Origin of the sequence: Wolbachia endosymbiont (group B) of Limnophora tigrina (assembly GCF_964263235.1) — a bacterium.
Lineage (GTDB): Bacteria > Pseudomonadota > Alphaproteobacteria > Rickettsiales > Anaplasmataceae > Wolbachia.
The window spans coordinates 909,794-930,936 of sequence record NZ_OZ181655.1; the positions used below are offsets into that span (position 1 = coordinate 909,794).

Below are 21,143 nucleotides of genomic sequence, written 5' to 3' on the forward strand. Positions count from 1 at the left end.
AGGTACCCGTTCAGCAGAGGTAGCAATTAAACTTTGTAACTTTTGAAAAAGATTATGATTGCATTTTTTCAATACTCTTTGCTTAAGACTTATATTGAACGCTGCTTAAAATCAGTGAAAGGCACACCCCAACAAACTGTTCTGCCGAGCTTCCAACACTTTCACGTTTACTATTTTGTCCCTGTATTTATCTTCAGGATCATCAATGCACACTGATTGCATATATGGGCTTTTACCAATAATTTGGTTTTGGTGTTTACCTTTTTTATCACTGAACAAAGCAGAAATAGTTTTGCCTACCATACTCTGGTTAAACTCAAGTTGTTGCTTACTAATTAATTTCTGTAAACGAAGAAGGCGTTCTGTTTTAACCTCTTCTGGTACTTGATCTTTTCTTTCTGCTCCTGGTGTACCTGGTCTTGGGCTATATTTAAAGCTATAAGCCTGAGCATATCTAATTTTTTCTACTAATTTTACAGTTTCTTCAAAATCTTTTTCGGTTTCTCCAGGAAAACCAACAATAAAATCAGAAGAAAATTCGATTTCAGGTTTCAATTTGCGAAATCTGTCTATTATTTCCAAATACTCCTCTGCAGTGTGCTTTCTGTTCATCGCGTGCAATATTTTATTCGAACCTGACTGCACAGGCAGGTGAATAAATGGCATGAGTTTTGGCTCTTCCGCATGTGCCAAGTAGAGAGATTCATGCATATCTCTTGGATGAGAAGTTGTATAACGAATCCTCTCTAGCTTTTCAATTTTAGCAATATGACTAACTAATTTGCCTAAATCCCACACTTCCCCTTCGCATTTCCCATGGTAAGCATTGACGTTCTGACCAAGCAAATTGATTTCCTTCGCCCCATTTGCAACTAATTTCAATGCTTCACGAAATATTTCATTCACTGGCCGTGAATACTCAGCTCCACGAGTATATGGTACTACACAAAACGTACAAAATTTATCACAACCTTCTTGTATGGCAAGAAACGCAGAAGACCCCTGGCTATTGCCATAGCATTCATCTGGCAATTGATCAAACTTTGCAACTTCAGGAAAATCAGTGTTTATTATATGACCTTTACTTCTGCTTGCTTTGACTATCAGCTCCGGTAAGGTAGCGATACTCTGCGGACCAACAACAATATCAACAAAAGGAGCCCTTCTGAATACTTCTTCTCCCTCTGCTTGCGCTACACATCCAGCCACCACTATAGTAATTTCTTTTCGTGACGAATGAATCTTCCCAAGCTCAGAATAAAGCTTTTCTGCTGCCTTCTCTCTAATGTGACAAGTGTTCAGTATCACCAAATCAGCTTTTTCTGCATCACTAACAACGTTGAATCCTAGAGGCTTAACTATATTCTCCATTAAAACGGAGTCATAAACGTTCATCTGACAGCCGTAAGTTTTAATATACAAACCCTTCATGCTCTTATCATTTTGTATGTCTTTTTCAAAATTTCTTCACTCTACACGTAAATGTCTAACAGACCAGCGCGTGACGCTAGTGAACTTGCTAGCACAATAGATTTTGACAAAATTATACGAAAAACTGGATCCCAGTGTCAAGCACTGGGATGACAAGTTCTCGGCAACCCCTACGTCATACCATCACGGTATCTCTAGATCCCGCTAACAAGTAGCGGGATGACGGTTGTCAGGGTGTCATGAAAGTAGCTAACACTGGCTTCCATCCAAGAGGGCAGTGCCCTCTTCTTGTCATCCCAGTGCTTGACACTGGGATCCAGGAAAAAGAATGGTGTCATGCAAGTAGCTAACACTGGGATCCAGGAAAAAGAATGGTGTCATCCGAGTAGCTTGACACTGGCATCCAGGAAACTTAATTGCAAGTAATGCATTGAGTTTGGTGAGTATGGGTTTTGCGTTATAGAATGAAGCACTTTTGGTGAATTTGTAAAGAAAGCTGGATCCCAGTGTCAAGCACTGGGATGACAAGAAAGGGAGCACTGGAATTTTTATTTCAGTATTGTACATTAGCTATGCATCTGAACAGATACGAGCTTTCTGCTTTTTCTGGGTAAGGTCAGTCAAAAAGGTTTTACAACAACCATAATAACTATAACTATTACCAATACTGTAACTGCTTCATTTAAAACACGAAAATAAACGTGTTTTTTTTCGTTTGAACCCATTGCAAAATTTTTTCTATATTTTGCAAGTAGCATATGAATAATTAACATCAAAAGTATCGCGAATGCTTTTACATGAAACCATCCTTCACGATATGCTTCTCTTATAATCATTAATGTCATTCCCAAACCAAGTGAGAAAAGCATTGCAGGGTTTATGATATATCTAAGTAGCCTCTTTTCCATTGTTTGAAGCAAGCTATCATTTTCCGATCCCGGTTTTACAGTTGCGTGGTAGACATAAAGCCTGGGCAAATAAAGCATACCTGCCATCCACATAATGGCGGAGATAACGTGAAAAGCTTCGAGCCAGTGGTAATAATCCATACAGATACTGTTACAAAATGTTAAAAATTTCTGATATTATGTTAGTTTAATGAAAAAGAAACCAATATGAAAGCAGAAAATTTCACTAAAGAACAGGTGATTGAATTCTACAAAAAAATGCTACTTATACGCAGATTTGAGGAAAAAGCAGGCCAGTTATATGGAATGGGATTAATAGGCGGGTTCTGTCACCTATCAATAGGGCAAGAAGCAGTTGCAGTTGGAACTCAAGCTGCATCAAAATTAGGTGACGCTTTTATCACAAGTTATAGAGACCATGGCTTAATGCTCGCATGTAATTCTGATCCAAATGTTGTAATGGCAGAACTCACTGGCAAAGAAACAGGATGCTCGAAAGGCAAAGGTGGTTCGATGCACGTATTTGACGTTGAAAAAAAATTCTTCGGTGGACATGGAATAGTGGGAGCACAAGTTCCAATTGGCACAGGAATAGCATTTGCTAATAAATATAAGAAAAGAGATAACGTGGTATTCACGTATTTTGGTGACGGTGCTGCAAATCAAGGACAAGTATATGAATCATTTAATATGGCATCTTTGTGGAAGTTGCCTGTGGTTTACATCATAGAAAATAACGAATACGCAATGGGAACTTCTGTGCAAAGATCAACTTTAGTAACAGAGTTATATAAAAGAGGAGAAAGTTTTGGTATTTCTGGAAAACAAGTTGATGGAATGGATTTTTTCTCTGTTTATGCGGCTACAAGCGAAGCAGCGGAACACACACGCAGCGGAAAAGGGCCTATCCTGCTTGAAATGAAGACATATCGATATCGCGGTCACTCAATGTCAGACCCTGCTACTTATCGCTTAAAAGAAGAAGTTGAAGATATGAAGCAAAATCATGACCCTATAAGCACTTTAAAGAAGTACATGATAAATAATAAATTTGCTTCAGAAGAAGAATGCAAAGTAATTGATAAGGAAATACGTGATGCAGTGAAAAAATCAGAGGATTTTGCCAGAAATAGTAAAGAACCAAGCGTTGATGAGTTGTATACTGATGTTTATAAATTTGTTAGCTAATTTTTTTATCCAGAACTGTACGAATTGTATAGTAAACGATGTCATTTAATTCTCCCGTCATCTAAGTCACCTCCTCTTCCTGTCATTCCAGTGCCCAGACACTGTAATCCAGAAAAAAGGATGGTGTCATCCGAGTAGCCCCTTTCTTGTCATCCCAGTGCCCTCTTCTTGTCATCCCAGTGCCCAGACACTGGGATCCAGGAAACTTAATTGCAAGTAATGCATTGGGTTTGGTGAATATGGGTTTTGCGTTATAGAATGAAGCACTTTTGGTGAATTTGTAAAGAAAACTGGATCCAAGTAGTCGAAGCACTGGGATGACACCGTCATAGAGTGAACCAGCATCATGCGCTGACCATTTTCGGTCTCTTAAATTACTTTAGCCATAAATATTTAAGAAATTTACCAAATAAAAAAAAGGCAAAAGAAGCCCTGGTCATTGTTTATTTTCAGTATTTGGCGTTTTTTAAGTCTTAAACACTGCAATTTAGCTGCTTTTAAGTGCAACTCACCTTAGCTAAAATGTTTAAGAAATTTACTAAGCAGAAAAAAGGCAAAAGAAACCCCGTGGTAATTAGTGTTCACTCTCTAATCCTGCAAATTGGCGTACTATACTGTCTTAAACGACTTATAAGCGCGTTTCAGCTTATATAGGTAAAAACCCAGAAATGTTGTGAAGACATAAGGTGCACATAGTGCAAAAAATTAAAAATAAGACGCCAACTACGTTGTTTTCTTGCTGTTTAATCTGCACAGATGAAGATAACTGAATACCTTCAGTTTCATGATAAGGGAGTTGGCGGAGTTTGTCAAGGAAGTTTTTCGTTTCATCCAATGCGCTGCCAAATTATTATGCAAGAAGTCTATTGAAATCGCGTATATCAATCGTTGTAAAATCACACAATTGCTCTGTAGAGCTATGCCCTGTAATAATTACTATACCATTTTGCTCAGAGCGTATTGAGATTAGGTTCAGCACTAATTCACACGTTGCACTATCAAGATTACAAAATGGTTCATCTATCAGCCAAATATTTGCATTAGAAAGCAAGAGACGAGCAAGTGCAACTCTTCTTTTCCAGCCAGCAGAAAGTTCGCTGTATTTAATATTAAGTACAGGCTGCAACTGCAAACAACAAATAGCTGCCATAATCAATTCCCTAGTATTTCGTATTCCTGCCCAGAATTCCATGTTTTGAGCAACAGTTAAGCTATCCTTACAGGCGTTTTTATGCCCTATGTAGACCATAGAAGATATATAGGATTTTGGATCGTCGTATATGTCTTTCCCGCAGTGCCTTATATTGCCTGACACCGGCGGTAAAAGTCCAGATAAACTTCTAATTAAGCTGGTTTTACCACTACCATTTGGACCAGTGATTAGAATCTTTGATTTTGGCTCAGCTTTAAAACTGAGATGTTTAAATAATACTTTGTTATTACGAGCGCAGGATAAATTTTCACATTCGAGCATGAATTATCTGCCCTTCCCCTTATGTTTACCTTGAGTTGAAGCCTGAGCTTTTACAAACAGCTCCCAAAATCCTTTCTGTCCGCCTTCTCTATGTATCAATTGTGCAAAACGCTGCATTAAAACATTACCCATCATAACCATCTTTGTCCATTTACCTAACGGTTTTGCTATGTCAACTATTTCTGGATCCTCTTTGTAAACCTGTATATCTTTTTGCTTCTCGTGTAGCATTTCCTGGTGTTTCATCAACTCTTTTTGCTTATTCTTTTGATATAATTCATTGAATTTTCTGTCTTCTTCCCACTCTTCTTTGAGGACTTTTATAGGAAATATGACTTTTCTAATGCGATTTTTGTATATCTTTCTCAAAAGGAGAAATACTACAGCTACAGCAAGTAACGTTATGCTATATATTATGATCTGTGCAAGTGGCATTTCCTGTATCTAATTCATTAAAAATACCCTTACTATTATACCATAATTATAGAAATTGTGCAATTTTTTTGCGGGTAAAGACAGTATAAAAGTAATACTGCTCTATTTCGTAAATTGGACAAATACAGCTACAGATTAGGTCTCCCTACGTCATACCGCCGCGGTATCTCAGCTGCTAACACGTAGCGGAATGACGGATTTTGCGCTTATCAAATTATAGGTAAACCTGAATTACTTTAGCTATACCCGAATGAATGGGCTTGTATGTAGTAAGGTTTATTTCTATACTTCTTAAAGAATTTAGAAGTAAAACAAATATGAACTGCTACAAGACTCACACGTGCAATGAATTAAGGAAGAATGATGTAGGAAAGGAAGTTACCCTCTCTGGATGGTTATACCGTAAGCGCGATCACGGTAACCTAATCTTTGTTGATTTAAGAGACTTCTACGGAATCACTCAGCTAGTATTTAACAATGACAAAGACTTTTTTGATGAGATTTCAAATTTAAAATCAGAAAGTGTAATTACTGTTGCAGGGATAGTTGAAGCTAGAACTAAAGACACGGTAAACACCTCTATTTCAACAGGAGAAGTCGAAGTTATAGTTAACAATTTGCACGTTGAATCAGAAGTTGAGTTCCACTGTGATGAAGAAATAGCGAAAGAAGAAAGAAGTATATTATCAAGCATTGCCGGTGAACAAGAATACCCAGAAAACATGAGATTTAAATATCGTTTTCTTGACTTAAGGCGTGAAAAATCCCGCAACAATATTATTCTGCGCTCACAAATTATTGCAGAACTCCGCAAGCTCATGATAGAGCAAGGGTTTTTGGAAATTCAGACTCCAATACTTACTGCTTCGTCCCCTGAAGGTGCACGTGATTATTTAGTGCCAAGCAGGCTAAATCCTGGCAAATTCTATGCATTGCCACAAGCTCCACAGATTTTTAAGCAGCTGCTCATGGTCTCAGGGTTTGATAAATATTTCCAAATTGCACCATGTTTTCGTGACGAAGATGCAAGAGCTGACCGTTCTCCAGGAGAGTTCTATCAGCTAGATCTTGAAATGTCTTTTGTGACTCAAGAAGACATCTTTCAGATTATTGAGTCTACCTTATATAAAGTGTTTGCTAAATTTTCTCGTAAGTCTGTCGATAAAGATTTTCCACGTATTACATATAAAGAAGCAATGCTCAAATATGGTTCTGATAAGCCAGATCTGCGTAATCCATTATTAATTAGCGATGTTACAGAGATTTTTCGTGATTCAGAATTCAATATTTTTAAAAGCAATATTGAGCGCGGTATGGTAGTGAGAGCCATCTCTGCTCCTAAAACAGCAGAGGAACCACGTAGCTTCTTTGATAAAAAAATAGAACATGCACAAAAAGAATTTGGTGCCAAAGGGCTTGGATATATAACGTTTGATAAAGATGGCACCGCAAAAGGACCAATTGCTAAATTTCTCGATGACAATAGGCTAAATCACATAAGAGAAATAACGAATGTAAAGCCTGGAGATAGTGTGTTCTTTGCTTCTGATAAAGAGAATGAAGCGGCAAACATTGCAGGAAAAGTGCGCACTCTTTTAGGGTCAGAACTCAGTCTTATAGATGACAATATTTTCAAGTTCTGTTGGATCATTGATTTTCCATATTTTGTATATGACGATAAAAACAAAAAAATCGATTTCTTTCATAACCCATTTTCTATGCCACATGACGGCTTGAAAGATTTAGAGGAAAAGAATCCACTGGATATCCTTGCTTACCAATATGATCTGGTTTGCAATGGAATAGAACTGTCAAGCGGGGCAATTCGTAATAACAAACTGGATATCATGTATAAAGCTTTTGCCATTGCAGGCTACAGCAAAGAAGAAGTTGATACAAAATTCGGTGCGCTTGTGCGTGCATTCAGATTTGGAGTACCACCTCACGGCGGAATAGCACCAGGGGTTGACAGAATGGTTATGCTGCTTGCTGACGAGCCAAATATTCGTGAAGTAATCTGTTTTCCTATGAATCAGCAGGGTGAAGATGTTCTAATGGGTGCTCCTTCTCAGGTGGACAATAAACATTTACGTGAATTATCCCTGCAAGCCATCAGTGAAAACTCTATAGCAAAGTGTACTGATTCGTAGATTAGTCAAACTTAAAAACTATGAATAATATCCAAAAAGCAATACTATCGGGCATAATCTGCAACATGATTATATGGTATGAAGTAACTCTGTTTGGAGTTTTGACGCATATAATAAGCAATGTTTTTTTTCCTTCAGAAAGTAATTATTTAAGCACAATCAAATTTCTTGGCAGTTTTGCGATTGGATTTGGGTTTAGACCACTTGGTGCATTTATTTTTGGCTACATTGGAGATAAATACGGTAGAAGGAAGATTTTGCTGACTTCCGTAATATTAGCTTCGATATCATCTACTGCAATTGCGGTTATACCAAGCTTCAAAGAAATAGGAATATTTTCTCCTATATTACTTCTACTTTGTAGAATAACACAAGGAATGGCAGCAGGCGGAGAAACGAGTATCAACTCAGCTTTTTTAATAGAGCATTCAAGCGATAAAAAAAATCTAGGCTTCTTAGGTAGCATGAAAGCTTTCAGTGGCGCGCTTGGTTCTATCACATGTTTTGTAATGATAGCTATTTGCAAAAAATTTACAGGTGAAGATTATGAAATTTGGGGTTGGAGGTTGCTTTTCTATTTCTGCTTTATTATGGGCGTAATAGGTTTTTTAATAAGATACATAATGGAAGAGAGCTTAGCATATAAAGTGCACGATCAAAATAAAAGCTTATCTCACTCACCATTTTTAGAATTAATTAGAGACTACAAAAGAGCATTCGTGATAGCAATTGGACTTGGTATCGCCCAAAATGCAATTGTCTACTCAGCAATCATGTTCTACAATATATCTGTAAAAGAACTTATTCTCTCAGGCATTGACATTAAAAACGTAGTGAGGATTATGGTTGAAATTACATTTGGAACGTCTGCAGTGCTGTTTGCAATACTGTCTGATAAAGTTGGAAGAAAAAATGTAATGATTCCTACATTAGTAGCTTTAGCTTGCGCCGGTTTGCCGGCACTTTCGCTATTATCGTATGATAATCACTATATTGTAACGCTCACTTTTCTGTTGATAAGTGTGCCGATAGGTGCATCTTTTGGGATATATAATTCTCTTGCCTGTGAGTTATTTCCAACGAAAGTTAGGTGCACCGGCTTTAGTCTCGCACATAACATATCTGCAGGAATTTTTGGTGGCCTTTCTCCTTCTATATGTATGTTTCTCATCGAAACAACCGAAACAAAATTTGCAGCAGGTGCTTATCTTACCATGTGTGCATTGGTTAGTTTGATATCTGTAATGCAGATTAAACCCAAAGACAAAAAAGTTGATTGGTGAAATCGTTTCAGTCGAAAGCAAGTTTCAACAGCACTTCAATAGACTTTTCAATGTGCTTAGGGATAGGAGCGGTAATAGTGATTTCTTTATTGCTTGGTAACTTTAAAGATAAAGAATGCGAATGAAGGTGAATTTTATTTGCTACCCCATTAATAAAAGCTTTTTTACCACCGTATTTACCGTCACCAAGAATAGGGCAATTTATATGAGCTAAATGTGCACGTAACTGATGGGTCCTGCCGGTAATTGGTTGTAATTTTAAATAAGCGACATTATATTCTAACCTTGCTATAATTGAAAAATGCGTAGTGGCATTCTGAGGTGAATTTTCATCAACGACCACTTTTTCTTGACCTGAAACATATTTTTTCACCAATGGATAGTCTATTGTTCCACTATCCTTGCTCGGTATGCCAGAAGTCAATGCCAAGTAAGTTTTTTTTACCCTTCGTCCTTTAAATTCCTCCATAAGGTATCTGGCAACACTAGCATTGCGTGCGAATATTATCACTCCACTCGTATCTCTATCCAGCCTATGGACAATTTTAAATGTTTCTTCCTCTCTTATTTGGTCAAGCAAATCACTAATGCTAATCTTTACTTTTACGCCACCTTGAACGATGACCCCTGCGGGTTTGTTTATAGCTAATATATATTCATCTTCATATAATATGTTCTCTTTTAGTAGATCCACTAACTTTTCATTATATTTGCGATCAGAATTAGCGTTCTCAATATAATTCAAGTGCTTCAGCGTTATAGTTTGTCCAGAATTTACTCTATCACTAGACTTTGCTTTGCAATCATCAACTTTGATTAACCCTTTCCTTAAAGATTTTTCAATTACAGATTGCTTTAGATCAGGAAAGATTCTTCTGATGTACCTATCCAGCCTAACGTTATCGTCTTTTACTGATATGGTTTTTATATTCTCCATTACTTTATTTGGATGTATGCTAATATCAACTGTTTGCATGACATAAAATAAAGTATAGCACAAGATATAAACCCTTCGGCTACATGTGCTATTTATTTAGTAGATTAAATATGAAGTTTAAAACTCTGCTGTCAACTTCCTGCAAAACTAGTGAAAACCAAACTTGCTTAAAACCACTGAATTAGTTATAGTTATAAGTTTAAGGTACAGTAAAATGACAGCTTTTGTCCCTTTGATTATTTTTTTAATCTTGTACCTTGGAAGTGGTGCTTATTTTTCTTTTATCGGAACTGATAATCCACTTCATCAGGTTTCACCAGTAATCTGCTTGTTACCAGCGCTATTTTTTGCTGTCTCACGTGGTACAAATAAAATTCAGCATAACATCGATACTGTTATCAAGGGCATGGGTGACAAAAATACCCTTACTATGTGTTTAATTTTTTTATTTTCTGGAGCATTTTCTGCGGTTACTCAATCAATTGGTAGCGCAGACACTGTTGCTAATTTAATTCTTAATTTCCTTCCAGTAAGATTACTGCTGCCTGGAGTATTTTTGGCTTCTGCTTTTATTTCAACTGCAATTGGCACATCTATGGGAGTTGTTGCGCTGATGGTACCTATAGCTGTTAATCTGGCAAAAAGTGGAGCTTTTGGTCTTGAAATAGGAACTGCAACTGTAGTAGGTGGTGCCGTGTTTGGTGACAACCTCTCAATGATATCTGATACCACCATTGCATCTGTTTCTTCACAGGGAGCTTCAGCAAAAGATAAACTTAAAATAAACTCTAAGGTTGCATTTACTGCAGGTATTATAACACTCACCTATCTGGCAGTGATTTCAAGTAGTACAAAAATTATTTCTATATCAAATTTAGATTATTATTCTATAATAAAAATTATTCCTTATATTTCTTTAATAATCATGGGGCTGCTTGAAGTCACCACTTTAGTAACAATAACTGTAAACATAATTATTGCTGGTATGCTAGGAATAGCTTTTTTTGATTATGCCATCGTTCAATTTCCTCATGACGTGTATGACGGTTTCAAAAAAGTAAACGAAATAGTGATATTTGCTCTATTTATCGGTGGGTTGAGCCATATAATGTACAAACAAGGTCAAAAAGCGTTGCATAAACTCATCGATGAAAGTAATATCACAAAAACTAAAGCTGAATTTGTGATAGCAGGAATTGCGTCTATGTTTACTACCTTAGTTGCCAATAATACCATTGCTATTTTACTAAGTGGTGGCATTGCAAAAAGACTCGCACAGAAACACGATATTGTACCATACCGCAGTGCATACTTATTAGATGTTTTTGCTTGTGCTACAAAAGGCATCTTACCTTATGGTTCTCAACTATTGCTAGCAGGAAGTATAGCTTCTGTATCACCTGTTTCTTTATTAACACAGGTATATTACTGCTTTATTTTAGCAGCAGTTACAATAGGCGAAATAATCATCAACAGCAGAAAAGAGAAACATTGTGCGGCTGCAACTTAGAGTTTCTCTTTTTTTTACCCATAAGAAACGGAATTACTTGACAAGCCTCGCCAGCCCTCTTATCATGGTACTGAAGGTATTCAGTTATCTTCATCTGTGCAGATTAAACAGCAAAAAAAACAACGTAGTTGGCGTCTTATTTTTAATTTTTTGCACTATGTGCACCTTATGTCTTCACAACATTTCTAGGTTTTTACCTATATAAGCTGAAACGCGCTTATAAGTCGTTTAAGACAGTATAGTACGCCAATTTGCAGGATTAGAGAGTGACAACTAGCTAACACGGGGTTTCTTTTGCCTTTTTTTCTGCTTGGTAAATTTCTTAAACATTTGAACTAAGGTGAGTTGCACTTAAAAGCAGCTAAATTGCAGTGTTTAAGACTTTAAAAAACGCCAATACTGAAAATAGACAATGACTAGGGTTTCTTTGCCTTTTTTTTTCATTTGGTAAATTTCTTAATGTTTGTAGCTAAAGCAATTTAAGAGACCGAAAATGGTGTCATTCCAGCGCTCCTTTTTTTGTCATCCGAGTAGCCTCCTATGATGTCATTCCAGTGCTCCTTTCTCGTCATCCCAGTGCCCAGACACTGGGATCTAGCTAAGTTAGTGAGTGTAAAAGTAGCCAACCTTACGTTAAAACACAACGTTCTTGATGAGATTGCATAAAAACTGGATTCCTTACATCATAGAGGCACTGCCATTATAGAGTGAAATGAGATCCCAGTGTCTGGGCACTGGGATGACAAAAAAGGGGCACTGGGATGACACCTTGACGATTTGAAGAATCGTCATTCCGCTATGTGTTAGCGGCTAAGAGATACCGCGGCGGTATGACGGTTAAGTAGGGTATCATTCCAGTGCTTGACACAGTTGTCTAAGTGAGGAAAGTCACCAGTGATTATATTATCGCTATATTTCTCACTTACCCAACAAACTTAGATTTTATGCTAAACTGTGCTGCCACTAACTTTGCAACCGGTACTCTATAGGGTGAGCATGAAACATAATCCACCCCTGACTTGATGAGAAACTCTATAGATTTTGGATCTGCTCCATGCTCTCCACATATACCTAGTTTTATTTCTTTTCGGGTTTTTTTGCCTCTTTCAATGGCTATCTTGATTAACTCCCCTACCCCTTCGATGTCCAGCACTTCAAATGGATCATTGTCAAATATATTGCTTTCCTTATAAGAATCGAGGAAATTAACTGAATCATCTCTTGAAAGTCCCATGGTTGTTTGCGTTAAATCATTAGTGCCAAAACTAAAAAACTCTGCATGTTTTGCTAACTTATCAGCAATCAGTGCTGCTCTTGGTAGTTCTATCATCGTTCCAATTGAATAAGCCTTGTCTGATGTCATTCCAGCGCGTGACGCTGGAATCTGCGTCTGGATCCCAGCTGAGATGACAGAGGATTCTTTCTTTGCTAGCTCGCATATCAGAATAAATTCTTTCTCATTCATTATAAAAGGGATCATGATCTCAGGCTTGATTTCTACACTTTTTTCCTTTTTTAGCTCATTTGCAGCACTAAGTATTGCCCTAATCTGCATGCTATATATTTCAGGATGAGAAATGGCAAGTCTACAACCTCGATGGCCAAGCATTGGGTTCTTTTCTGACAACTGTGCTATTTTATTTTTTACTGATTCAACTGACTTATTGAGCGATTTAGCAATTTTTTCTATAGTAGACTGATTATCGGGTAAAAATTCATGCAAAGGCGGATCAAGCAACCGTATAGTGACTTTCCTGCCCTCCATAATAGAAAATATTTCTTTGAAATCAGACTTTTGCATTTCTTCCAGTTTAATGAGCGCATTTGCCCTTTCATTTTCATCGTCAGCTATTATCAACTTTTGAATGAATTCGATTCTATCACTAGCGAAAAACATATGTTCTGTGCGACATAAGCCTATACCTTCTGCACCGAATTCTTTTGCAATTTTTGCATCTTTTGGAGTATCAGCGTTCGCTCTCACTTTGACCGTTTTGATTTCATCTATCCAGTTGATTATCGTTTTGAATTCTTGCGATAATTCAGGTGAAATTGTAGGAAGAATGCCAAGCATAACCTCCCCTGTTCCTCCGTTGATGGTAATTGGTTCACCTTTATTTACTTTTATATCCCCCACAGAAAAGAAAGTTCCATCTTTATCGATATAAAGTCCACTTACACTGCAAATGCATGGCTTACCCATTCCACGGGTTACAACAGCAGCATGCGAGGTCATCCCTCCCCGTGCTGTTACTATGCCACTTGCAGCATTCATTCCATTAATATCTTCAGGACTCGTTTCTGACCTTACTAAAATCACTTTTTTACCCTGCTCTGCAGCTTTTTCAGCATCACTTGCACTAAACACTACATATCCAGAAGCAACCCCTGGAGAAGCCGGCAGTCCCTTCCCTATTACTTTTTGGTCACTCTTAACGTCAAGAACTGGATGCAATAAATTGTCAAAAGTTTTTGGATCAATTCTCAATATTCCTTCTTCTTTTGTAATCGTTCCTTCGTTTACCATATCAACTATTATGCGAATAGCAGCTTCAGCCGTGCGCTTGCCAGACCTAGTCTGCAAAATCCATAACTTACCGTCCTGCACAGTAAATTCGATATCCTGCATGTCTTTATAATGCCTTTCAAGTTTTTCACATACCACACATAATTCTCGGTAGACACTTGGCAGCAACTTCTCCATGGTGTTTTCTTGCTCTCCGTCAATTGGCATAGGAGTATAAACACCAGAAACCACATCCTCACCCTGAGCATTAACCAAAAACTCACCAAAAAGCTTTTTTTCTCCAGTTGAAGGATTTCGTGTAAATATCACACCAGTTGCAGAATTATCATTTAAATTACCGAAAACCATTGCTTGCACGTTGACCGCTGTTCCAAGGTTTTCAGGAATGTTATGTATTCTTCTATAGGAAACAGCCCTATCATTTTTCCAAGAGGTAAATACTGCATTAACTGAGTTTAACAATTGCTCTTCAACGTTCTGCGGAAAATGTTTTCCTGTTTTTTCATGTACTATCCTTTTGAAATTGTTAACAATTCTCTTTAAAACATCAACATCAAGATCAGCTAAGCTTTTTGCTCCACTCTTTTGCTGTTCATTATCAACAACATCTTGAAATAGGTGATGGTCAAGCTGTAGTACAACATTGGAGTACATCATGATGAAACGGCAGTAGCTATCATAGGCAAAACGTTCTCCACTTTTTTTTGCAAGCCCAATAACTGTTTCATCATTTAAACCAACATTTAAAATAGTATCAAGCATGCCCGGCATTGAACTAACACTACCAGAGCGTATTGAAACTAATAAGGGGTTATTTAAATCCCCGAATTTACAACCGATGTCATTTTCGAGCATCGCCATGTAGTTTTTAATCTCGTTACGTAGGTCGTTAGACAATTCATTATCCTGACAGTAGGCCTGACAAACAGAGGTGGAAATTGTGAAACCAGGTGGAACAGGAATGCCAACATTGCACATTTCTGCCAAATTTGCTCCCTTTCCTCCCAGCAGATTTTTCATTTCTGCATTGCCTTCGCATTTACCCTGGCCAAAGTAATGTATTAACTTTTCCCCCATCATTTTCTCCGGATTTTCACTGATAAACACATTGTACATATAGTTCCAATAAACCTGTGAGGACTTGAAACCTTAGGATAATAAATTTTACAAAATTTGGCAACAACGTTCCTTCTGGCAACATCAGTAAAGTTAACAAAAAAGATGACAAATTATTATCAATAAGAATATATAATATAAAGATATATTTAAAAATTTTTTTATGGCTCTTTCTAAGTTTTTCAACTCTAAGAATAATGGTGTGCTGCAGTAACAAATAAAGTAATGTTTGTTTTATTGAAGATGAAGGAAGGCCCTTCGAAATCGGGTTTCAGGAGCAGCCACCTTAAGTGGCTCTATTTAAGAGATAGGGTTAATTTTTCTATGAGCAGCTACAATTTAAAGACCTTGCTTCATCAATGTAATGGAACAAAACCTTTTTAGTGAGTTCAAAATCCTCTAAGGTATCTCCTTCGCATCTTGCTGTAATGCAGTTTTGTGTATTTGATACTCTAAGAAGCCACCAACCTTTATTATCGTTATCGGTTACCTTAACACCATCAAGATCTGAAAATACAATATTTTGCTGCTCTAGTGTTTTCTTTATTGATTCAATTATTTGAAATTTTTTCTCATCTTTAACTACAATCTTCACTTCATGAGTGATATATAACTTTGGTAAATCCTTAATCACCTGAGATAGGCTTTGGTTTTTCTTAAGCAAAATGTCAACGGCTTTAACAGCAGAATACATCCCATCATCAAAACCTAGCTCAGAAAAGAAGAAGTGCCCGCTTAACTCACCAGCAAACTTTGCCTCTTCCTCTACCATCTTTTTCTTAACTAGTGAGTGCCCAGTAGCGCAGGTAATAACTTGCCCTCCTAACTTACTAACAAAATCATGCACCTTCATACTCATTTTTACGTTGGCAATAACTTTGCTTTCTGGATATTCCTCCAGCACTTCACGTGCAAAAATCATAAATAAATGGTCATTGGAAACAACGTTGCCTTTATCATCAATTAAGCGCACCCTATCGCTATCGCCATCTAGCGCAATGCCAAGATCACATTCATATTTCTTCACAATGTCAATTAATTGAGCGAGGTTTTTTTCCTCTATGGGATCTGGATCATGTAGTGGAAATGCCCCATCTATAGAGTTATTGGTTACGATATGCGTATGACCAGGTAAGATCTTTTCAATATACCTTATGATTCCACTTGCTGGGCTATTTCCACAATCCCAGGCTATTTTTAATTTCTGTGTATTATTGTTCTTCACTGCACTTTTTAATATGCGAATGTACTCACTATATATATTTATGTTAATTAAGCTTCCAATTCTTGTACTGTTTTTAATTGGACTGTTTATAATTTCCTTCATTTCTTGATCTGAGAAGACTTTTTTATTACTAAAAAATTTAAAGCCATTGTATTCGCTTGGGTTATGAGAAGCGGTTATTACAATACCAAGATCCGCCTGCGTGATTTGCGTTGCAGCGTAGAGCATAGGTGAAGAGCATAATCCAACACGTATAACATTTGCTCCAGATAAAGTTAAGCCCCTAATTAATTCTCTTTCTATACTTGGCGAATCTATTCTACTATCGTAGCCAACACAAACATTAGCTAAGGTTTGGCCAAACTTTCTGCCTATCTCATATCCATCATTGATCTGCAAATCTTTGCCTATTATACCTCTAATGTCGTATTTTCTTATAATGGTATTGTCCATACTGCACTTCTTAAGGAGTAACTACTATACAATATAGTGGATAAGTGCTCAAGTTTATTTATTCAACAATTAGTTGATTTTTTAAAAAAATCTATTAATATTATAGTATAATTTTTAAAAATGTAAAATTATGCCACAGAAAAACGAAAATGTATTTATAGCTGAGAGTCAAAGTCTCAACGTAGATGAACAACAGACAAAGGATATTTTAGATGTGATTGAGTCTTGCACCAGCTTGCGGGAGACTATAAAACAATTGGAGAAAAAAAACTTAATCTGGTATTTCATTGGTCCTTTACGCAAAGATGAGGAGGTTAGGAAGCAGATAAGCTCAAAATGGGAAAAAGATCTCCAAGAATTTGAGCAATCAGTGGATACAGCATATGCAATACTTAGATCATCTCTACCGGATCAAAATTTTTTAGTGTATCCAGCAAAGGATAATGCCCTTAATATCAGATTTGAAAGTGAAGAAAAATCAATAGAAGTCGGTAATATTTTAAAGGCCAGCAGTGAAGGTAAGGTTTATAACATATCTTTAGGGAAAGATAGTCAAATAACTGCAACCAAAAAAGGCAGCGAAAGGCACTATGATTTTACTGGCTCAACCTCATGTGAAATGACCATTAACTGGCAGGCTAACGATTCTAAAGGCAATAGCATAAGTTGTAGCATGACTGTGGAAGTAGATTCCAGTGGCATAAAAAGGGTAGTTAATGAACCAAAATTTGGAGGAATAACGAGCTCAGAAGAGGTATCAAAGTTAGTTGAACAAAACAAAGAAGTTTTTATCAATGGAAAAACTCTATATCAAGCTTTTACTGACATGGGTAAGAGCGTGGACGATCAGCAAGTACCAGCAGAGGAAATATTTACAAAAGATCCACAACAGTCACCTACACCAAGCAGCAGTGGGTATTCCTCTCCTGGTTCGCGTAGAAGTTCTCTTTCTGTTGAGAGCGAGGTTGGTGATGAAGAGTTTGAAATCACTAATGGATACATTGACGACGACTACGATAAACAAAAAATGCACAAAGATTATGAGAGAAAGTATGAACAAGAAGGATTAAAAGAAGTAGATAAGACTATAAATGAAATTAACAAACTTGCAGAGCAGCGTGACTTCTTGAGAGATGAAGTTAATGAACAACGGCAAGTTATATCTGAAAAAAATCAAAGAATAAAGGAACAAGGTACTTTAATTGAGTCGCTTATGAGTAAAGAGCAATTAAAGAATCAAGAGTTAGTTAAGGAATTAAATCAACTGTACAAAGAAAAAGAAGATTTAGAAATGGCAATTCAGCAATCTGGTATAGGTGTAAAAGACAAGATTTAATGTGACAGACAAGAATTAACTGACAGAAGAATTGAGGTAGGGAGTGTTAAATAAACTGTGTCAAACCGCATTTTTAGTTCAACTCAATTTTCAATCTGCCAGGAAAGAAAACATCAAGTTGAGAGATAGTTAATGCCCAATCATGTACAGGCATCGTCCACTTTTCCTCTGCCTTCTTTATAGCACAATATACCTGCTTATACAAGGCATTTATGCTGGTAAATGAGCCTTTGGTCTTAGTGAATTTCCTAATTTGCCTATGTAGCCCCTCTATGGGATTGGTGGTGTAGATTATCCTCCTAACTGGACCAGAATACTTAAAATAACCAGACAAGTTTTCCCAATTATTCTGCCAAGATTTTATAACCATAGGGTACTTTGTGCCCCATTTTTCATCCAATTCCAACAGATAATTCTCGGTAATTTCCTTGCTTGAAGCTTGATATACCTTCTTTAAATCGCTCAAAAAACTCTTCGCATCTTTACTGGCCACATACTTCAGTGAGTTGCGTATCTGATGCACTATACACATCTGCACTTCCGCATTAGGAAAGACACTGTTTATAGCTGCAGGAAAGCTTTTCAGCCCATCAACGCAGGCAATAAGGATATCTTCTACTCCTCTTTCTTTGAGGTCATTTAGCACTCCCAACCAGAAGTTAGCTCCTTCACTTTCAGCCAAATAAAAACCTAATACTTCTTTTTTGCCATTTTGATCTATGCCTAATATGTTATACATGCATTTACTTACGCAATGCCCGTCCTCTTTGACTTTAAAAAACATGCCATCCATGAAAACTATCGGATATACAGACTGCAGCGGGCGACTACGCCATTCGTTGATTACTGGTAGCAATTTGTCAGTAATACTTGATATCTCTGCCGCCGATATTTTGTGATCATAAATTTCCTCAACATGTGACACTATATCTCTATAGCCCATACCACTGGCAAATGTGCTCAAAATCTTCGTTTCAAGCTCTGGATGTAAGTTTGTTTGCCTTTTTTTGACTATTTGTGGTTCGAAACTTCCTTCCCTATCTCTTGGCGTCAAAAGCTCAAATGACCCTGCGCTTGTACGTAAAGTCTTTGCATTCCTCCCATTTCTTCGATTATTCTCTTCGCTTTCAGCCGACAAGTGGTTTTCTATTTCACCTTCCAGGCTTACCTCCAGCAACTTTTTTATAAACGGTGTTAATGCTCCATCTCTTCCTGTCAACGGTCTTCCTTCTCGTATAGACGACAGGATATTTGTTTCTAATTCTTTATAATCTACCAAACCGGTAGTTCTGTTTACTACTTTCTGACTCATTGTCAAACCTCCATTTTTTTATATCAATTTATTACTTTTTTTTCGGTTTGACACAGTTTATTTAACACTCCCTTGAGGTAGTCAAAACTAATATCAGGCTCTTGTTTAATGCTACTAATGTTTTTCTGAAAAGCAATATATTTACTATCAAAAAACGTTTGCATAGGTGTTTTGCCATAGCAATACTTACCCGAGTGAGGCCTTGTCTCATTATAAGAACGCAACCAATAATCAACATCAATCTGTAGATCTTCCAAAGAATTGTAGATTTTCTTTCTAAAGATAATATTGTAACACTCATCTTGCATGGTTCTATGAAATCTTTCACATATGCCATTGGTTTGTGGAGAGTTGGCTTTGGTTCTAGAATGATCGATATTTTCGATTCCCAAATATAACTGATAAGCGTGATTTTCTGGCTTGCCACAATACTCTGTACCCCTATCAGTTAGAATGTGTAATAATGGAATTTTCTGCTCATCAAAAAATGGAATAACTCTATCGTTGAGGAGGTCTGCAGCTGTAATAGCTGTTCTGTCCGTGTAAAGTTTAACCATTGCAACTCTCGAATAAGTATCAACAAAAGTCTGCTGATAAATTAGCCCTATACCTTTGATATTGCCCACATAATAGGTATCTTGAGAACCCAAATAACCTGGATGTTGTGTCTCAATTTCACCATGAGCTTCCCTTTGTTCTTTAACTTTTTCTAAAGCTGTAAGTTGTTCTTCAGTTAAAATGATTCCTTCTTAAGCTACTTTTGTCTCTAGCGCTTTAAGTCTCTTTTTGAGAGTTTCAAGGTCATTTCTTAGCCATACAGACCTTACTCCTCCCTGAGAAATTATTATACCTCTTTTTCTCAGTTCATTTGCAGCTCTTTCTTGCCCATATGCTGGAAATTCTGTTGCTATACCAATCACTGCTCTTTCTATATCGTCGGAAACTCTGTTCGCTAATAGCGGTTTTTTCTTACTTATTTCATGTAATGCTTCCTCTCCTCCATTTTCATATAACTCCTTAAACCGATAAAATGTATCTCTTGAGTATCCCATCACTTTGCATGCTTGAGATACATTTCCTAGTTGTTTTGCTAGCTCTAATAACCCTAGCTTTGGTTTTAGTATTTTTGTTTGTATTGTACTCATTTCTAACACTCCTTTCTTTTATTATTTTATAACTTACTTATTTTAAGTGTCAGATCAAGTCCTATTTAATACACATATAGTGTTTCGATTTCAAGAACTTGCCCTGGCGGAAATGCAGAAAAAAAATGTTCAACATTATATCAGGAGTCCAGTATTACGTAATTGGCGTCTTATTTTTAATTTTTTGCACTATGCGCATCTTACGTCTTCACAACATTTCTGGGTTTTTACCTATATAAGCTGAAACGCGCTTATAAAGCGTTTAAGACAGTATAGCACGCCAATTTGCAGGATTAGAGAGTGACAACTAGCTAATACGGGATATCTTTTGCCTTTTTTTCTGCTTAGTAAATTTCTTAAACATTCAAACTAAGGTGAGTTGCATTTAAAAGCAGCTAAATTGCAGTGTTTAAGACTTAAAAAACGCCAATGTTCTAAAATAGATATTAGCTGGGGTTTCTTTTGCCTTTTTTTTTATTTGGTAAATTTCTTAATGTTTGTAGCTAAAGTAACTTAGGTTCACCGACAATCGTCATCCCGCTACTTGTTAGCGGGATCTATGCTAAGATACCGCGCACAACTGTACGAACGTTGTAGTTTGGGCCACCAGTGGGGTGTCATCCCAGTGCCCTGACTACTTGGATCCAGCTTCTATGCAACTTAATTAAAAACATTTGTTTTAGCGTAAGACAACTACCTTTAGCTCATCAGCC

16 protein-coding genes and 1 pseudogene are annotated in these 21,143 nt (G+C 36.9%); 5 read left to right on the forward strand and 12 right to left on the reverse strand.

Annotated elements, in window-relative coordinates; all coding sequences use genetic code 11:
- Nucleotides 1-111: 111 nt before the first annotated feature.
- The 3 genes from miaB to hemJ form a co-directional block, all read right to left on the reverse strand.
- Nucleotides 112-1,431 carry a tRNA (N6-isopentenyl adenosine(37)-C2)-methylthiotransferase MiaB gene (gene miaB / locus ACE38O_RS04505; RefSeq protein WP_374698391.1) on the reverse strand — a complete coding sequence of 440 codons (1,320 nt, stop codon included), beginning with the start codon at nt 1,429-1,431 and terminating at the stop codon, nt 112-114.
- A gap of 291 nt (nt 1,432-1,722) precedes the next feature.
- Nucleotides 1,723-1,998 (reverse strand): hypothetical protein, encoded by a 276-nt coding sequence (locus tag ACE38O_RS04515; RefSeq protein WP_147435380.1) that lies wholly within the window; start codon nt 1,996-1,998, stop codon nt 1,723-1,725.
- A gap of 53 nt (nt 1,999-2,051) precedes the next feature.
- Nucleotides 2,052-2,480, reverse strand: coding sequence for a protoporphyrinogen oxidase HemJ (hemJ, locus tag ACE38O_RS04520; RefSeq protein ID WP_374698392.1), 429 nt, complete (start codon nt 2,478-2,480; stop codon nt 2,052-2,054).
- 66 nt (nt 2,481-2,546) lie between these two features.
- Between hemJ and pdhA the strand changes: the two genes are divergently transcribed.
- On the forward strand, nt 2,547-3,527 hold the full coding sequence (gene pdhA / locus ACE38O_RS04525) for a pyruvate dehydrogenase (acetyl-transferring) E1 component subunit alpha (protein WP_374698393.1): 981 nt from the start codon (nt 2,547-2,549) through the stop codon (nt 3,525-3,527).
- A gap of 82 nt (nt 3,528-3,609) precedes the next feature.
- On the opposite strand, the gene ACE38O_RS06110 is transcribed toward pdhA, so the two are convergent.
- From ACE38O_RS06110 to ACE38O_RS04540, 3 genes are all read right to left on the reverse strand, one after another.
- A complete protein-coding gene (locus tag ACE38O_RS06110; RefSeq protein WP_410542002.1) occupies nt 3,610-3,840 on the reverse strand; it encodes a hypothetical protein in 231 nt (76 codons plus the stop codon).
- A gap of 537 nt (nt 3,841-4,377) precedes the next feature.
- Complete coding sequence (gene ccmA, locus ACE38O_RS04535) at nt 4,378-5,001, reverse strand: heme ABC exporter ATP-binding protein CcmA (protein WP_374698394.1); 624 nt, start codon at nt 4,999-5,001, stop codon at nt 4,378-4,380.
- Nucleotides 5,002-5,004: 3 nt separating this feature from the next.
- Complete coding sequence (locus tag ACE38O_RS04540; protein WP_374698395.1) at nt 5,005-5,436, reverse strand: hypothetical protein; 432 nt, start codon at nt 5,434-5,436, stop codon at nt 5,005-5,007.
- Between the two features lie 317 nt (nt 5,437-5,753).
- On the opposite strand from ACE38O_RS04540, the gene aspS reads away from it, so the two are divergent.
- Together aspS and ACE38O_RS04550 are read left to right on the forward strand one after the other, a co-directional pair.
- Nucleotides 5,754-7,586 carry an aspartate--tRNA ligase gene (gene aspS / locus ACE38O_RS04545; RefSeq protein ID WP_374698396.1) on the forward strand — a complete coding sequence of 611 codons (1,833 nt, stop codon included), beginning with the start codon at nt 5,754-5,756 and terminating at the stop codon, nt 7,584-7,586.
- A gap of 20 nt (nt 7,587-7,606) precedes the next feature.
- On the forward strand, nt 7,607-8,869 hold the full coding sequence (locus tag ACE38O_RS04550; RefSeq protein WP_374698397.1) for an MFS transporter: 1,263 nt from the start codon (nt 7,607-7,609) through the stop codon (nt 8,867-8,869).
- A 7-nt stretch (nt 8,870-8,876) separates the two neighbouring features.
- On the opposite strand, the gene ACE38O_RS04555 is transcribed toward ACE38O_RS04550, so the two are convergent.
- Nucleotides 8,877-9,845: an RluA family pseudouridine synthase gene (locus ACE38O_RS04555; protein WP_374698398.1), complete on the reverse strand. Its 969-nt coding sequence runs from the start codon at nt 9,843-9,845 to the stop codon at nt 8,877-8,879.
- Between the two features lie 175 nt (nt 9,846-10,020).
- On the opposite strand from ACE38O_RS04555, the gene ACE38O_RS04560 reads away from it, so the two are divergent.
- Entirely contained in the window at nt 10,021-11,316 is a 1,296-nt protein-coding gene (locus tag ACE38O_RS04560; RefSeq protein ID WP_374698399.1) for a Na+/H+ antiporter NhaC family protein, read from the forward strand.
- Nucleotides 11,317-11,795: 479 nt separating this feature from the next.
- Here the strand turns inward: ACE38O_RS04560 and ACE38O_RS04565 are convergent, their stop codons facing one another.
- The 3 genes from ACE38O_RS04565 to ACE38O_RS04575 all read right to left on the reverse strand — a co-directional run bounded on the left by ACE38O_RS04565 (nt 11,796) and on the right by ACE38O_RS04575 (nt 16,637).
- Nucleotides 11,796-11,960 (reverse strand): hypothetical protein, encoded by a 165-nt coding sequence (locus ACE38O_RS04565; RefSeq protein WP_374698400.1) that lies wholly within the window; start codon nt 11,958-11,960, stop codon nt 11,796-11,798.
- A 278-nt stretch (nt 11,961-12,238) separates the two neighbouring features.
- Nucleotides 12,239-14,920, reverse strand: a complete 2,682-nt coding sequence (gene ppdK, locus ACE38O_RS04570; RefSeq protein WP_374699087.1) for a pyruvate, phosphate dikinase — start codon at nt 14,918-14,920, stop codon at nt 12,239-12,241.
- A gap of 361 nt (nt 14,921-15,281) precedes the next feature.
- A complete protein-coding gene (locus ACE38O_RS04575) occupies nt 15,282-16,637 on the reverse strand; it encodes a phosphomannomutase/phosphoglucomutase (protein WP_374698401.1) in 1,356 nt (451 codons plus the stop codon).
- A 130-nt stretch (nt 16,638-16,767) separates the two neighbouring features.
- Here ACE38O_RS04575 and ACE38O_RS04580 point away from each other — a divergent pair, with 130 nt between their 5' ends.
- The gene (locus tag ACE38O_RS04580) at nt 16,768-17,973 is read left to right on the forward strand and encodes a hypothetical protein (RefSeq protein WP_374698402.1); all 1,206 of its coding nucleotides are present in this window, start codon (nt 16,768-16,770) and stop codon (nt 17,971-17,973) included.
- A 73-nt stretch (nt 17,974-18,046) separates the two neighbouring features.
- Here the strand turns inward: ACE38O_RS04580 and ACE38O_RS04585 are convergent, their stop codons facing one another.
- Both ACE38O_RS04585 and ACE38O_RS04590 read right to left on the reverse strand, forming a co-directional pair.
- Nucleotides 18,047-19,285, reverse strand: a complete 1,239-nt coding sequence (locus ACE38O_RS04585) for an IS256-like element ISWpi15 family transposase (RefSeq protein WP_374698228.1) — start codon at nt 19,283-19,285, stop codon at nt 18,047-18,049.
- A gap of 23 nt (nt 19,286-19,308) precedes the next feature.
- Nucleotides 19,309-20,430, reverse strand: a pseudogene (locus tag ACE38O_RS04590) (IS481 family transposase).
- Nucleotides 20,431-21,143 lie beyond the last annotated feature (713 nt).